This window comes from Novosphingobium sp. GV079 (genome assembly GCF_003058045.1).
In the GTDB taxonomy this organism is placed as follows: Bacteria; Pseudomonadota; Alphaproteobacteria; order Sphingomonadales; family Sphingomonadaceae; genus Novosphingobium; species Novosphingobium capsulatum.
On sequence record NZ_QBUE01000001.1, the window covers coordinates 130,438 to 146,124 of the forward strand.

Annotated in this window: 9 protein-coding genes; 3 read left to right on the forward strand and 6 right to left on the reverse strand. The window is 68.0% G+C overall.

What is annotated here, in order from left to right; genetic code table 11:
- Position 1: 1 nt before the first annotated feature.
- The 5 genes from C8K14_RS00535 to C8K14_RS00555 all read right to left on the reverse strand — a co-directional run bounded on the left by C8K14_RS00535 (position 2) and on the right by C8K14_RS00555 (position 8,093).
- Entirely contained in the window at positions 2 to 1,393 is a 1,392-nt protein-coding gene (locus C8K14_RS00535) for an FAD/NAD(P)-binding protein (protein ID WP_107715271.1), read from the reverse strand.
- A gap of 106 nt (positions 1,394 to 1,499) precedes the next feature.
- Positions 1,500 to 4,397 (reverse strand): glycoside hydrolase family 2 TIM barrel-domain containing protein, encoded by a 2,898-nt coding sequence (locus C8K14_RS00540; protein ID WP_107715272.1) that lies wholly within the window; start codon positions 4,395 to 4,397, stop codon positions 1,500 to 1,502.
- Between the two features lie 3 nt (positions 4,398 to 4,400).
- Positions 4,401 to 5,780 (reverse strand): hypothetical protein, encoded by a 1,380-nt coding sequence (locus C8K14_RS00545; protein WP_199224942.1) that lies wholly within the window; start codon positions 5,778 to 5,780, stop codon positions 4,401 to 4,403.
- Complete coding sequence (locus C8K14_RS00550) at positions 5,764 to 6,699, reverse strand: carbohydrate kinase family protein (RefSeq protein ID WP_107715274.1); 936 nt, start codon at positions 6,697 to 6,699, stop codon at positions 5,764 to 5,766. Before C8K14_RS00550 ends, C8K14_RS00545 begins: the two co-directional genes overlap by 17 nt.
- Positions 6,696 to 8,093: an APC family permease gene (locus tag C8K14_RS00555; RefSeq protein ID WP_107715459.1), complete on the reverse strand. Its 1,398-nt coding sequence runs from the start codon at positions 8,091 to 8,093 to the stop codon at positions 6,696 to 6,698. The genes C8K14_RS00550 and C8K14_RS00555 overlap by 4 nt, the downstream gene beginning before the upstream one ends.
- Positions 8,094 to 8,207: 114 nt before the next feature.
- Between C8K14_RS00555 and C8K14_RS00560 the strand changes: the two genes are divergently transcribed.
- From C8K14_RS00560 to C8K14_RS00570, 3 genes are all read left to right on the forward strand, one after another.
- Positions 8,208 to 9,128, forward strand: coding sequence for a MurR/RpiR family transcriptional regulator (locus C8K14_RS00560; protein ID WP_107715275.1), 921 nt, complete (start codon positions 8,208 to 8,210; stop codon positions 9,126 to 9,128).
- A gap of 156 nt (positions 9,129 to 9,284) precedes the next feature.
- Positions 9,285 to 12,098, forward strand: a complete 2,814-nt coding sequence (locus C8K14_RS00565) for a TonB-dependent receptor (RefSeq protein WP_158271840.1) — start codon at positions 9,285 to 9,287, stop codon at positions 12,096 to 12,098.
- A 92-nt stretch (positions 12,099 to 12,190) separates the two neighbouring features.
- Positions 12,191 to 14,542 carry a GH92 family glycosyl hydrolase gene (locus tag C8K14_RS00570; protein ID WP_199223612.1) on the forward strand — a complete coding sequence of 784 codons (2,352 nt, stop codon included), beginning with the start codon at positions 12,191 to 12,193 and terminating at the stop codon, positions 14,540 to 14,542.
- Between the two features lie 6 nt (positions 14,543 to 14,548).
- Here C8K14_RS00570 and iolG read toward each other — a convergent pair whose 3' ends face one another.
- A complete protein-coding gene (iolG, locus tag C8K14_RS00575) occupies positions 14,549 to 15,532 on the reverse strand; it encodes an inositol 2-dehydrogenase (protein ID WP_107715460.1) in 984 nt (327 codons plus the stop codon).
- Between the last annotated feature and the right edge of the window lie 155 nt (positions 15,533 to 15,687).

A 15,687-nucleotide genomic window follows, 5' to 3' on the forward strand; every position in this document is an offset into this window, starting at 1 on the left:
ATCAGGCGGCGACAGCGGGTTGCGCCGCGACCAGGTGAGCGGCCAGGCGCTGTGCCTGGAGGCGGATATCGGGCACGGCGACCATTTCCCAGTTGAGGCCCTTGGACAGCGCGCCCATGGCGTGAATGGGCAAGGCGGCGCGGCCGCGCGCATCGCGCAGGCGCCAGTGATCATCGACATCAAGGCCCAGATGCAGCGGGCAGGGGCGTGCCAAGCCGGCGGCCAGCAGGCTGCGCAGCAGGGGATCGCGGCTTTGCGCGGGATCGCCGCCGGGGCCGGTGCAGACCACGACGTGATCGACCGCGAGCGTGGCCACCGCATCGCTGCCGCGGGCACGCCATTGCGCGAGCATGCCATCATCGCCATCGGGCACGACCTGTTGCAGGCTGCCCGCCACGACCAGCAGGCGCCCGGCGGCGCACAGCCCCTCGATCCGCTGGGCAATGGCCGGGGCCATGCGATGGCGATGCACGTCCCACCAGGGGCGGGCATGGCGCAGAAAGCGCGCTTGGGCCGCGCCATCGTGTGCCTGCCACAAGGCATGGGTATGGGGGCGCAGTTCATCGATGGCATGGTGCCAGCCCACGGCGCGGGCGCGGGCGCGAATGTGGCGCAGCAAGGCGCTGCCGCGCGCGGCGGGCATCGGCTGCGGTGAAATCGCCGGGCCGCTGGCGGCATGCGCGCGCGGCACCAGGCCGCGCCGCGACAGCGCGACGATTGGCCCGCGATGGCCGCGCGCCTCAAGCGACTGGATCACATCGATCGCGGTAAGCCCGGTGCCGAGCAGCAGCACGCGGGCATCGGGCGCGATGGCATCGAGCGCGCCGGGCGCCCAGGGATCGGGCAGCGCCTGGGGCGGTGCCAGGGCGGCCAGCGCGCGGTGGCGCTGGGGCGGCAGGTTGCCTTGGGCGAGAACCACGGCGCGGGCATGGAGCGGCGCGCCCTGATCGAGTGCGACCTGGAGCGTGCCATCACCCAGCGGGGTGACGCCTTGCGCGCTGGCAATCGCGATAGTGATGCGATCGGGCATGGCGGCGCGGGCGCTGGCGAGCAGGCTGGCGATATAGGCGCCATAGCTGGCGCGGGTGGCAAAGCGGTTGGCCGCGTCGGTTTCGCCATGGCCCAGCCAGCGCAGGAAATGGGTGGGATCGTCGGGAAAGGCGCTCATGTTGCCGGCGCGCACATTGAGCAGGTGCTGCGGCCCGCAGGCGCCATAGGCCAGACCATGGGCCAGCGCCTGGGGGTCACGCTCCACGATGACGACGCGCACCCCGCGCCGGGCTAGGTGGATGGCCAGCAAGGTGCCACTGAACCCGCCGCCGATAATCGCCACGGGCAGATCATCATGGCTGGCACGCCGCGCCAAGTCATGGAACGGAAACGGATTCGCCATAACTCAACCTTTCAAGTTGATATTAGGCTCGCAAGTTTTTCCTTAACGGTCAATAGCGATTCTATGAACGGTGGCCAGGGCGGGGCGTGGTGCGGCCCCAAGTGGCTCACGCGCCGAGGCTGACCATGCCGGCGAGGCCGCAGCGACCGGGCGTGACGCGGTTATCGAACAGCACATCGAGCAAGCGTTCGCCGTTCCCCGGTGGCAGGGGGATGGCCAGTGGGGCAGCGGCAGGATCGGCCTTGCGCGCGACGCGCACGCCGTCGAGCCAGATTTCGGCGCGGCCGACGACGCTGGCAAAGCGCACGGTGCCACCCTTGGCCGCCACGGCGCGGCGCGGGGTGAACGCCAGGTGCAGCAGCACCCAGGGCGCGGCAGGGTCGGTAGGCTGGGTTGCGCCCGGCTTGGTCCAGGCCCACGAATTCATGTCGCCATCGCCGAGGCGCTGGCCGGGCACCGGGCGCTGCGCGCTGGAGGGCGCCTGGCGCCATTCGGTGAGCGGTTGCGCCGGGGGCACGGCCGGCAGCGCGGCAACCGTGGCGGGATCGACGCGCAGGACGCAGCGCGCTGGGGCGAGACCGGCTGCGGTGGCGAGCAATTGCAGGGGGCTGCTGCCATCGGCGCAGACGATCGCCTGGGCCAGCCCGTTGAACAGCGCCATGGCTCCGTTGCGGCCATCGGCAGCTGGGGTTTCGGGTAGGGCAAGGTTGGGATCGCCATTGCCGAGGCCGAGGATCTGCCCGCCCTCGACGTGCACGGCAAAGCCATGTTGCGCCACGGGCACGGGCTGCCCGGCGGCGTCGACCGCCATGACCGTGACGGGCACGGCATCGCGGCGTTCGGCCCGGAGGCGCGGGCGATCGGGCACCAGGCGCAGCGCCACCGGCGCGCCGGCGGTGACGCAGGTGGCGCTGGCGACCACGCGCCCGTCGCGCCAGCCCTGGGCAAGCAGGCGGCCCGGAGCATAGACCGGGGTGAACCGCGCGACGCCATCACGCACCGGCGCGCGGGCCAGTTCGCGGCCATCAAGGTGCAGCGACACGAGATCAGCATTGCTGGCGACCAGGATCGGCACGGCGCGGCCCTCTTGCCCCGGAAAGGTCCAGTGCGGCCAGATCGCGATGACCGGCGTGGCGCTCCACAGCGCGCGGCGGATGTGAAACCCGCTTTTGGCAAAGCCGCACAGGTCCATCGCGCCGAAAAAGCTCGACGTGCTGGGCCAGCCAAACGGCGTTGCCTCGCCGCGATAGTCGAAACCGGTCCACAGGAAGCCACCGGCCAGCCAGGGGCGCTGGGCGATGAAAGCCCAGGCGGCGCTGTTGGTCTGACCCCAGGGGACGGCGGTGGTGTCATCATCGGCGATCACGTGGCGCGCGGCATCGCCCGCCGCTACGCCGCGGGTCATCAGGGCCGAGGTGTCTTCGCTGCTGAGCAGCGGACGGGTGGGATGGGCGGCGTGATAGGCATCGATGCCGCCACGGCCATAGTTGAAGCCAACCACATCGAGCTGGTCGGCAATGTTGGGCTCTGCCTCCATCGCGCCGTTGAGCGCGGCGGTGACCGCGCGGGTGGGATCGAGCGTGCGGACCAGCGCCTTCATCCGCGTGACCATGGCCACGCCGATGCCGCTGGCCTGGATCGATTCCTCGTTGCACAAGGACCAGGCGATGACGCTGGCATGGTTGCGGCCCAGGCGCACCAGCGCGGCCAGGGCATCGAGCGTATCGGGCGCGGCTGACAGCGTGCGGTTTTCCGCCAGGATCATCACGCCAAGACGATCTGCCGCTTCGAGCAGTTCGGGCGCGGGGGCATGGTGCGCGGTGCGCAGCGCATTGCCGCCCATCTCGCGAATGCGGCGCAGGCGATAGTCCCACAGGCTGTCGGGCACGGCGACGCCGACGCCGGCGTGATCCTGATGCGCGCAGACCCCCTTGATCCGGCAGGGCTCGCCATTGAGCAGCATGCCGCGATCCGCATCGAACCGCACGGTGCGCAGGCCCAGCGCGCAGCTTTCCTGATCGGCAAGCACGCCATCGGCCAGCACGCGCGTTTCCAGGTGATAGAGGGCGGGATCGGCCGGCGACCATAGCCGGGGGGGCGGCACGGCGAGGGTGAGGGCGGCCTGCGCCTGGCCTTGCGCGGGCAGGGTGAGCGCGGCCTGCGCGGTGGCGATGATCGTGCCATCGGGCGCCATCAGGCGCACGGCAACGGTAACGGCGGCGTCGGCCGCGCCGGAATTGGCGAGATCGAGCGTGAGCGGAACGGCCCAATCGCTGGTCGTCGCCGCGCCGTCGCCCTGGCCCAGCGGATGGGGCCGCGCGACCAGGCCGTGGCGCACGATGTGCACGGGCGCGCGGCGTTCGATCCAGACGTGGCGATAGAGGCCGGCGCCTTCATACCACCAGCCTTCGCTGTCTTGCGCGTCAACCCGCACGGCGATGGTGTTGGGCTCTTCACCGAAGCGGGCGAAGGGCAACAGATCTATGACCAGAGGGGTGTAACCGCCGAAATGGCGCGCGGCTAGCGTGCCGTTGATCCACACCGTGGCGTTGGTGGCGATGCCATCGAATACCAGATCGAGCGCGCCGTCGCGCCAGGCGGGATCGAGCAGGACGCCGCGCCGATACCAGGCAATGCCACGCGGGCGATAGGCCTGGTCGGGATTGGCCGCCGGATCGGGTGCCTGGCCTAGCGCGAAATCGTGCGGCAGGGTGACCATGGCCCAATCGCCATCGTCGCAATCCTCCGCCGCGCCGCCCGTGGCATTGCCCGCCTTGGCATGGGCATAGGCGGCTTCGTGATCGCGCAGCGGGGCGAAGGGAATGTCGCCGGCGTGAAAGCGCCAGTCTGCCTCAAGCGATAACCGGCGGCGGGGACTGTCAGGCTGTGGAGGCGCCCCCGCCGCCGGGGCGGCAAGCGCCTGGGCAACGATCGGGGATCGGGCCAGCGCGGCAGCCATTGCCGCCGTGCTGGCCAGGATCGTGCGCCGGCTTGCCGACAGCATCACTCAACAGTGCTGGCAGGTGGGATCGAGCAGATCGTGCAGCAGGGCGCCGGTTGGGTCCCATTCGCCGATCGCGGGATGGATCAGCAGCGCCTTGCGCGCCGTGGGCCGTTCGCCGGTGAGCGCCGCATCGATCGCGGCGCGTTCATAGGCCTTGATGCCGTGAACCAGGCCGAGTGCCACATCGGGCAGCGGCGCGATAGGCAGCGGGGTGATGCTGTTGGCATCGATCCGGCTGCTGGTTTCGACGATATCGCCGGCCGGCAGGTTGGGCAGCGCGCCGTGGTTGCGGGTGTTGACCACGATCGTGGCGGGCTTGGCGCCCGTCAGCGCGCTCATCACGTCGATGGCGATGCGGTGATAGCCGCTGGCAACGCGGAACGGATCGATATTGAACGTCGCCTCGGGATCGAAGGCAGAGCCGCCTTCGGCCTCGAGCTTCATGTACGAACCAGAGCGGCGGTTGAGATAGGCGGCATAGGCGGCAATCGCGCCCGGCCCATCGTCTGCGCCCAGGCGATCGCGCAGCGTTTCGATCAGCGTGACGTTGAGCGCCTCCACCTCGGTGCCACGGCTGGAGCCGTGGCGCTGCTGGTTGGCCAGGGCGCGGCGGCGCTCGTAATAGAAGAACAGGTATTCGGTGGGGATCAGGCGCAGCGCGCGGATCATCGCCTTGTCGAACACCGGGGCGGAATAGAGCTGGTCAAGCACGGCATCGTCGGCCAGCGCGCGGTCGAACACGTCCTCGCCATGCAGGCGGATGCCGCGCACCCAGCCCAGGTGGTTGAGGCCGACATAATCGCATTCCACGTCGGCCAGCGTGGCGCCCAGCGCATGGGCGATGTTGTGGAACAGTTCGGTGGGCGTATCGCAGATGCCGACGATCTTGGCATCGGTGTGGTTGGCGATCGCCTGTGTGATGAGGCCGGCCGGATTGGTGAAGTTGACGATCCACGCGTCGGGCGCGTGGCGCTGGACCAGGCGGGCCTGCTCGATTGCGATCGGCACGGTGCGCAGCGCCATGGCAGCGCCCGCCGGACCGGTGGTTTCCTGGCCGGGAAAGCCATGCTCGATCGCTGTGCGTTCATCGGCGGCGCGGCCGGCAATGCCGCCGACGCGGATCGAGTTCATCACGAACGAGGAGCCCTCGATCGCGTCTTCGATGCTGGTGGCCTCGCGGACGATCAGATCGCCGCCTTCGGCGCGCACGATGGCGCGGCCCAGCGCGGCCATGATCGCCAGGCGATCGGCATCGGGATCCCACAGCACCAGTTCGCGCGCGCCCAGCGCCTGGGCGGCATCGTTGACGCCAAAGGTGACCAGCGGAGTGCGAACACCGCCGCCGCCGATCAGGGTCAGCTTGCGATCAGTCGTGGAGGGCATAGTTGCGGTCATGAACAGTCCAAAGCTCCTGTGCATCGGGGATGCCGCCAAGCGCCCCCGGCTTGCGGGTGGAAAGGGCGCCGGTGATGCAGCCGCGTTCGAGACGGCGGCGCAAGGGCGCGGCATCGAGCAGCGCATCGATGAAACCGGCATCGAAGGCATCGCCGGCGCCCGTGGCATCGACCGCCTGCACCACCGGCGGGCGCACGTGGACGATCTCGCCATTGTCGAGCGCGGCAGCACCGCGCGCGCCAAGCTTGAGCAGCGGGTTGCGGATGCCAATGCGCGCGGCGTGGTCGAAATAGGTGCCAACGTCGGTGCTGCCGAACAGCAGCTCGGCCTCTTTCTCGTTGGGCATCAGGTAATCGACCTGGGTGATCGTCGGGCGGTTGACCGGGCTGGCCAGCCATTCGGGCTGATAGCCCATGTCGAGCGAGGTGGTGATCCCGCGCGCGGCGAGCAGCGGCAGCACCACTTGCGCCACGGTGTGCGGCACCGGCATGGCGAAGTGGACGTGCGATGCGGCGCAGAGCGTGGCCAGCCCATCGCCCATGGCCAGTGCGCCGACCGCGGAATTGACGCCGATGTGGGTGAAGAACGAGCGATCCTGCGGCGTGGAGATCGAAATCGTCGTGCCGGTAAAGCCATTGCCGATGCGGATGCCATCGAAGGCCACGCCATAGCCGGCCAGGCGCTGTTCGAACCAGGCGCGGTCATCCGCGCCGATCAGGCCAACCACGCCCACCTTGCGGCCAAGCCGGGCAAGGCCGCAGGCGGTGGCGATGGTGCCGCCACCCATTTCGCGGGTATAGGCATCGGTGGTCACTTCCTCGCCCGGCAGGGGCCAGGCGGGAAAGCCGCTGAAGATGTGATCGACATAGATTTCGCCAACCACGGCGACATCGAAGCGGACGGTCATGGGCGAGAAGCCTTGTGCAAGGAATTGTCTGACGAAAACGGCCACTGGCGAGTGCGGCGCGCCATGGCGAGGAACAGCGCGCTGCCCACCGCGATCATCGCCACCCCGGCGAGGATGTGCAGCGGGCGCGCGGTGGTGACGATATAGGCCCAGCCGGCCAGGGTGATGATCACCGGCAGGGGATAGAGCGGCATGCGGAACTGGCCGGGCGCGGCCTGCGGGTTCTGCCGGCGCAGCAGGACCACGGCGATGCATTGCGCGGTATATTGGAACATCGTCTGCACCACGATCATCACCGCGATCAGCGTATCGAGCGAGACCAGGCAGGCGAGGGCCGAGGCCAGGCCCATGAACAGCAGTGAGACCGCCGGCACATCGCCACGCGCATTGGTGCGGGCGAACACCGCCAGGAAATCACCGGCGCGCGCGGCGGCAAACGGCACGCGCGAGGCGCCGAGCAGGTTCATCAGCGCCGAGGCCCAGCTGGCGATGAGGATCAGCACGGTGACGATGCGGCCACCGGTGGGGCCATAGATCGCGGCCATGAAATCGGCCACAACGGCCTGAGAATGCATCGCCTGCTGCCAGGGCAGCACGCCCAGGATCGCCAGGTTCAGCCCGATATAGAGCAGCGCGACAAGCGGGATCGACAGCAGCACGGCGCGCGGGATGTTGCGGCGCGGCTCGACCACTTCATCGCCCAGCATGCAGATCGTGTTGTAGCCGCCATAATCATAGACGCCGATCAGCGTGGCCGCGCCCAGGCCCATCCAGAACCCGCCGTTGATGGCAAAGGCGTGGGGCGGAAAGGAAAAGGCGCGGGCGGCATCGAAATGCACCGCGCCCGAGGCGATGATCCACAGGCACGAGCCGATCACGATCACGCTGGTGGCGACCGAGAGCACGCCGATCGCGCGGATATCGCGCCACAACAGCCCGAGGTTGACGAGGCACACCGTGGCAGCGATCGCCGCCAGGGTCCAGGGCGACAGGCCCGGTTCGAGCCAGGTGAGATAATGGGCCATGCCCACCGTGCCCGAGGCGATCGACATCGGCCCGATCAGCAGCGTCTGCCACAGGTAGAGAAAGCCGAACAGGCGGCCCAGGCCCTGCGGCCCGAACGCCTCGCGCAAATAGTGGAACGACCCGCCCGAGCGGGGCAGGGCCGAGCCGAGTTCGGCCCAGACGAAGCCATCGCACAGGCACAGCACGGCGCCGAGCAGCCAGCCCAGCAGCGCCTGGGGGCCACCCATGGCGGCCAGCGCCAGCGGAATGGTGATGAACGGGCCCACGCCGATCATGTTGAGCATGTTGGCCGATAGCGCGCCGGCAAACGTCATGCGCGCCCGCCCAGCGGGTGGCGTGCCGATAGCGGTGATGGGTGCCGTGCTCATCAGCATATTAATCAGGAAATGCCATGATTACGTCAATATGAAAATTTTATTCCATGATGAAATGTTGCATCGCCGATCCACTGGCATATACCGGCCAGGACAGTGGAGACAGCGATGACCGCCTCGCAAGACAATGCCCCCGAAGCTGCGGCAGACGGCGATGGCCTGCCCGGCAGCGCCGACGCGCTGCGTGACATGATCCTGGCGCGTTACGACGGCATGACCAAGGTGTTGCAGCAGGTCGGCCGCTATGTCCTCGATCATCCCGAAGATATGGCGCTACTCACGCTCAATGAACTGGCCGAGCGTTCGGGCACGCAGCCATCGGCGATCGTGCGCTTTGCCAAGGCGCTGGGCTTTACCGGGGCAGGGCCGATGCAGCGCCTGCTGCGTGACAGCCTGATCGCGCAGAACAGCGCGCTGGGCTATAGCGAGCGGGTGTACCAGTTTGGCGCGGCGGTGGAGGATTCGGTTTCGGCCGGCGGCATCGGCGCGCTGATCGACGAATTTGCCGAGGGCGACATCATGGCCCTGCAGAACACGCGGGCGATGGTGGGGCGCGAAGGGCTGGCCAATGCCGTGGCGCTGATCGCGGCGGCGCGCGTGGTGCACGTGGTCGGCATGCGTCGCGCCTTTCCGGTGGCGGCCTATCTGGCCTATGCCGTGCCGCAGGCGGGCAAGCCGACGATGCTGGTCGATGGCGTGGGCGGCCTGGCGGCGCAGCAGTTGCGCGCGATCGGGCCGGACGACGTGCTGATCGCGATCAGCTATCACTCCTATGCCCCGGAAACGGTGTCCGCGGTGGAAGTGGCCTGCGCGGCGGGCGCCAAAGTCCTGGCGATTTCCGACAGCCTGCTGAGCCCGATTGCCAAGCGCGCGGCGCAGACCCTGCTGGTGCGCGAATCCGAAGTGCGCGGCTTTCGCTCGTTGTCATCCTCGCTGTGCCTGGCGCAGGCGCTGGTGGTGGGGCTGGCCTATGACCAGCAGCGCAGCGTGGCCGCAGGGGCACCCGGCAGCGGCGGCGATGCCTCGTGACAAAGCGATGGCCTGCTGTGGCGCGACCGTCGCAATTCTGAAATTTTTATATCAAAAATATTAGAAACAGAAAAATCATATTGACAGAAGACGGGCAATACCATTCCATACGCTCAACGCCCGAAACGTGGCGAGAGGGATATGGGGGTTTGTGAAATGATCGGATTGCTCTGTCGGTCGCGTCTGCTGCTTAGCGGATCGACCATGATGCTGGCCTTGGCGGCACAAACGCCGGCCACCGCCCAAACCCTTCCCGCCACGGCGCCGGCATCGGCAGCGCCACTGGCCGATGCGACGGCGGGCACTCCCACCGGCAGCGAGGCGGATCTGGCCGCCGGCATCGTGGTGGTGGGCAACCGCTATCAGGCGGCAACGCTGCAGATGCGTTCGGCCAACACGGTCAATGTCATTTCCGCCCAGGATCTTGAGCATACGGCCGTGCACAACGTCGCCGAAGCGCTGGGCATGGTGCCGGGCATCAACGTGATGAACACCGGTTCGGCCTTTGCCGGCGGCGTCGACGGCGCCTCGCGCGGGGAGGGCATGTTCGTTTCGGTGCGTGGCCTCAATTCCGAATACAACATCAACCTGATCAACGGCGTGTCGGTGGCGCAGGGCAATCCCTATAGCCGCGGCGTGCAGCTCAGCCTGCTGCCCCCGTCGGGCCTGCAGACGATCATCGTCAACAAGACCTCGCAGCCCGACATGCTGGGCGATGCGATCGGCGGCACGATCGATTTCCGCACCCCTTCGGCGTTCGACTATGCGGCGGACTCGCGCGGGTCGGTAACGATCGGCGGCCGTGTGGAAAGCCGGGCGCGCGCCTATGGCCAGAACGGCCTGGGCTGGAACGCGGGGGCGGACTATTCGCGCAAGTTCGGCGCGGATCACCAGTTCGGCGTCTATGTCAGCGGCTTTTACGATATCCGCCACTTTGCCAACAGCCTGGTGGGCGGCGTGCAGGAATCGGGCTGCTGCGACAACGGCTATGACTTTGCCGTGCAGGATGCCGCCGGTAACAGCGCACCGGCCCTCGATCCGGCTTCCAACCTGATCCAGACGGCGGCCAATTTCGGCCTGTCGAGCGGCTATACCGAACGCTTTGGCGGCAACGGCACGTTCGACTGGCGCCCCGATGAAGATACCTCGATCTATCTGCGCGCCAGCTATGCCCGCGCCAAGACCGACCAGAACAGCCAGCTGACCCAGATCGTGGGCGTCAACAAGCAGGACGGGTCGAGCGGCACGGCGCTGGGCAATGGCACCTATGCCCCGGTGATCGGCGCGGTTCAGGCGCGGTTCTGGTATGAAACCAACCCGGCGATCGCCACGCTCGGCACCGTGCAGCTGGGCATGGACAAGCACGCCGGCAAGCTGACCGTGTCGCCCAGCCTGTTCTACAGCTGGGGCAGCAACGCGCGGCCCAACCACATCGAAGTGGCCGGGCGCTATGCTCCGGTGGCTTATGGCGGCTCGACCCTGTTCGGCTATGACAATGGCTATCCCGTGCCGCTGCTGCCTGCCACCGTGCGCAACCAGCTTAACAATATCAGCGGCATGCCTGCCAATGGCGGCCCGCCGGAATATACCCCGCAGACCAGCTTCCAGCGCAAGGGCGGCGGCAAGATCGACCTCAAGCTCGATTTCGATGGCGGCCATCTCACGTTCCTGAAGGCCGGCTTCCGCGTGGAAACCAGCCACCGCGAAATCACCAACCGCGATTATACCGTGCCCGGCTATGGCAATGCCGCGACGCTGGGCGATCTGGGTGTGATCAAGCAGATCTATCCGGCGGTCTGGCCCAAGCGCTATACCTGGCAGGTGCCGGTGATCGACCAGGGCAAGGTCTTCTCGCTGTTCAACCAGCTGGGCGGCGCGACCGACGCGACGATCGATACCTGCGGATCGAACCCGATCAACAGCTATAACTGCAACACGCAAAAGGCCAACGAGACGGTCTGGGCCGGCTATGTCATGGGCCAGCTGCAGTATGGCAACCTCGAGATCGTGCCGGGCGTGCGGTACGAGCACACCGACATCAAGAACGTGTTCTGGGTGACGCCGACCGACAATGGCACCACCGCGACCGGCGCGTTCGGTTCGAACAAGGCCAAGTTCGATGCGGTGCTGCCCAGCATTGCCTTTACCTATCGCGACAATGGCGGGGCGGTCTATCGCGCTTCGGCCTGGACCAGCTATGTCCGTCCGCCGTTCCTGCAACTGGGTGGCGGCGCTTCGACCAGCGTGTCGGGCGGGGTGACCACGGTGACCCAGGGCAATCCCAACCTCAAGGCGATCCGTGCGATCAACCTCGATGCTTCGGGCGAATGGACCATCCCGGGCGGCGGCCACGTGATGCTGGCCGGGTTCTACAAGCACCTGGCGCACTATATCTATGACAACGGCAGCAGCGCCGGGATCGTGACCGGCAGCAATGCCGGCGTCACCACCGGCACGGTGACCTATCAGCCGCAGAACGGTGGATCGGGCCATGTCTATGGCATCGAGCTGCAGGCGCGGCAGAAGTTTTCGGCATTGCCCGGCCTGCTTTCCGGCCTGGGCGTGGCGGTGAACTTTACGCGGCAGTGGACGCGGGTTGACGTGCTGGGCGATGGCACGCGCATGGACCGCATCCAGAACGCGCCCGAAGTCATGGCCAATGGCCAGGTCTTCTTCGAAAAGGGCCCGGTCTCGCTCGACGTGAACTACAGCTATGCCGGCGATTATGTCTCGATCTACGACACGCTGGGCAAGAATGCGACATGGGACGACGTGTGGGTGCGCCCGGTGAGCCGCGTGGACGTGCATGCCGGCTATACTTTCAGCCGCATGTTCAAGCTGGACCTGTCGATCGCCAACCTGTTCAATACGCCCAGCTATTGGTCGCACATCGGGCAGCACAGCCTGGCGATTTCCGATATCGTCAATTCGGGAACCACCTCGCTGGTGACGGCGACGATGAAGTTCTGATCATTCCTTCCCGCCTGCGGGCGGTATTTCGGGGAAGGGGCCGGGCAGAAGGGGGCTGCCCGGCCCCTTTTCTGCCCTGGCAGCAGGAGAAGATGATGAAGCCCACGCGTCGCGACATGCTCAAGGGATCGGCTGGCCTGGCCGGAACGCTGGCCGGCGGGATCGCGCAAAAGGCCGCTGCGCTCTCGCAGGCCGCGCCCGATGCGGCGCTGGCCCTGGTCGATCCGATGATCGGCACGGGCGGCCATGGCCATGTGACGCCGGCGGCCACGGTGCCGTTCGGCATGGTCCAACTGGGCCCGGATACCGACAATGCGCGGTGGGACGCGTGTTCGGGCTATCATCATGATGATACGACGCTGCTGGGTTTTTCCCACAACCACCTGAGCGGCACAGGCGTGGGTGACCTGATGGACGTGCTGGTGGTGCCGCGCACCGGGCCAGTGGTGCTGTCTCCCGGCACGCGGGCCAAGCCGCAGGGCAGCTATCGGCAGCGGTTTGACCATGCCGATGAAACGGTCGAGCCGGGCTATTACGCGGTGCACTTGCGCGAAAGCGGCATCGGCGTGGAATTGACCGCGACGGCGCGGGTGGGGCTGCACCGCTATCACTTTGCCCAGGCTGGGCACCTGCTGATCGATCTGGCCCATGGCGCGCGGGACGAGCCGGACGAGGCGAGCATTGCCGATGACCCCTCAGGCCCGACCAAGGTGACCGAGGCGAGCCTGCATCTGGCCGCGCCCGATCTGATCACTGGCAGCCGCCGCGTGCACCAGTGGGCCGATGGGCGGCAGATACATTTCGCGCTGCGCCTGTCGCGCCCGGCGGCGCAAGTGCGCCTGTTCAGCAACGATGCGCCGCTGCCAGAGGGCGCCACGCAGGTGGCCGGGGCAAACCTGAAAGCCGCCGTGATGCTGCCCGATGCCGCGGCTGCGCCGGTCCTGGTCAAGGTCGGGCTTTCGGGCGTGGACGTGGCCGGGGCGCTGGCGGCGCTCGATGCCGAAGTGCCGGGCTGGGATTTTGCCGCCGTGCGCGGCGCGGCGCGGGCGGCCTGGGCTACGCGGCTCGGCGCCGTGCAGGTATCGGGTGGCACGCCCGATCAGCGCAGGATCATGGCCACCGCGCTTTATCACGCGGCGGCCGCGCCCAACCTGTTTTGCGATGTCGACGGGCGCTATCGCGCGATGGACAGCGCGGTGCGTACGTTGCCGGCGGGCGAGGCGAACTATAGCACTTATTCGCTGTGGGATACCTATCGCGCGCTGCACCCGCTGCTGAGCCTGGTCGATGCGCCGCGCAATGCCGCCTTTGCCCGCAACCTGGCGCGGATGACGCTGGAAAGCCCGTTCGGCCCGCCGGTGTGGCCGCTGCAGGGGATCGAGACGCATTGCATGATCGCCTGGCATTCGGTGGCGGTGATGGCCGATGCGCTGAACAAGGGCGCCAGCGGGCTGGACCTGGCCACGCTGTGGCCGGCGCTGCGCCACCTGGCGTTCGAGCGGGAGGACAGCGGGTTGGAGCCCTATCGCCGGCTGGGCTATATCCCGGCCGATACCGTGCGCGAGGCGGCCAGCAAGACGCTGGAATATGCCTATGACGATTGGGCCATGGCCGCGATCGCCGCAGCGGCCGGCGCGCATGAGGATGCCACGGCGCTGCGCGCGCGGTCGCGCAACTGGCGCAACCTGTTTGACAAGGATACCGGCTTTGTCCGTCCGCGCCTGGCCAATGGCGCCTGGGCCACGCCGTTCGATCCGCGCGCGCTGGGCCACGATACCAACCACTGGCGCGATTTTACCGAATGCAACGCCTGGCAGGCCACGTTCATGGCCCAGCACGATCCGCAAGGCCTGATCGACCTGATGGGTGGGGATGCCGCGTTCGAGGCCGAGCTGGATGCGCTGTTTGCCGCCGACAGCACGCTGCCGGCCGATGCGCCGCCCGATGTCTCTGGCCTGGTCGGGCAATATGCCCATGGCAACGAGCCATCGCACCACGTGGCCTATCTCTATGCCTGGTCAGGCTCTCCGTGGAAAACCCAGGCGCGGGTGCGCAGCCTGTTGACCAGCATGTATCGCGCCGCGCCCGATGGGCTGGCGGGCAACGAGGATTGCGGGCAGATGAGCGCGTGGTTCGTGCTGAGCGCGCTGGGGATCTATCCGGTCGATCCGGTCAGCGGCGTGTGGGTGTTCGGCTCGCCGCTGTTCAACCGGGCGGAACTGGCTGTGCCGGGTGGGCGGCTGGTGATCGAGGCACCGGGCAACAGCGCGGCAGCGGTCTATGTGCGGCAGGTGCGCTGGAACGGCCAGGTGTGGAACCGCAGCTGGATCAGCCATGCCGAACTGGCGCGCGGCGGGCACCTGGTGTTCGAGATGGATACCCGGCCCAACCCCGCTTTCGGCCATGCGCCCGAAACACGCCCGCCGCGCAACGCGCTGGGCTGATGCCGGTTAGACGCGGACAAACGCGCCGCTGCGCGCCGATTCCTGTGCGCCCTGGGCCAGCAGCAGCGCGCGCAGCCCGTCGGCCGCGCTGATCAGCGGCGCGGCGCCGTCGATCACCTGGGCAAAATGGGCGATCTGCGCAGCAAAGGCGGCGGCATAGCGATCGAGGAAGAAATCCATGAACGGCGCGGCGGCGGCGCCCGCCGGCCCCCAGTGTTCCACCCGGCTGTTCGGCACGTTGCCCACGCGCAGCGCGCCGCGCGCGCCGAACGCCTCGATCCGCTGGTCATAGCCATAGCCGCTGCGGCGGCTGGAACTGATCATCGCCATGCGCCCGCTGGCGGTGCGCAGGATGGTCTTGGCGGTATCGGCGTCTCCCGCCGCGCCGATCGCGGGATCGATCAGGCAGGCCGTGGCGGCCATCACTTCCACCGGTTCTTCGCCCAAGAGCCAGCGCGCCATGTCGAAATCGTGGATCACCATGTCGTGGAAAATCCCGCCCGAGGTGGCGACATAGGCCGGTGGCGGCGGGGCGGGATCGTGGCTGATGATGTGCAGCGTTTCGATGCCGCCGATCGAGCCCTGGACCAGCGCGGCGTGTAGCGCGGCGAAATCGGGATCGTGGCGACGGTTGAAGCCCATCAGCACCCGCGCGCCCAGCGCGTCGAGGCGGGCCAGTGCCGCCTGCGCCACGGCCAGATCAAGCGCGAGTGGCTTTTCGCAGAGCACGGCCAGACCGCGCGCGGCAGCGTCGAGCGTTTGCGGCGCGTGCAGCGCGGTAGGGCTGGCGATCACCACGCCGGCAAGGCCCGGATGATCGAGCGCCTGTTCGGGCGCCAGCGCCAGCGCGCCGTGACGATCGGCCAGGGCCTGCCCCGCAGCGGGATCGATATCGGCCACCACGGCCAGGCGCAGGCCGGGATGGCGGGCGATATGCGCGGCATGGACGGCGCCGATACGCCCGGCGCCCAGCAGAGCGATTGTGTGCATGAGGCCTGGCGGCTCCTTTGGCGTGGCGGTTCCTTCGACGTGGTCTGGCGCGTCTGTGCCGAAACTGGGGCGCCGGCACAAGAGCGGCACTGGCCAGAGCGCGCGCTTGGCGGCATAGCGGGGGCAACCTTCACCAGCCAGGGAAACGGCGCCGT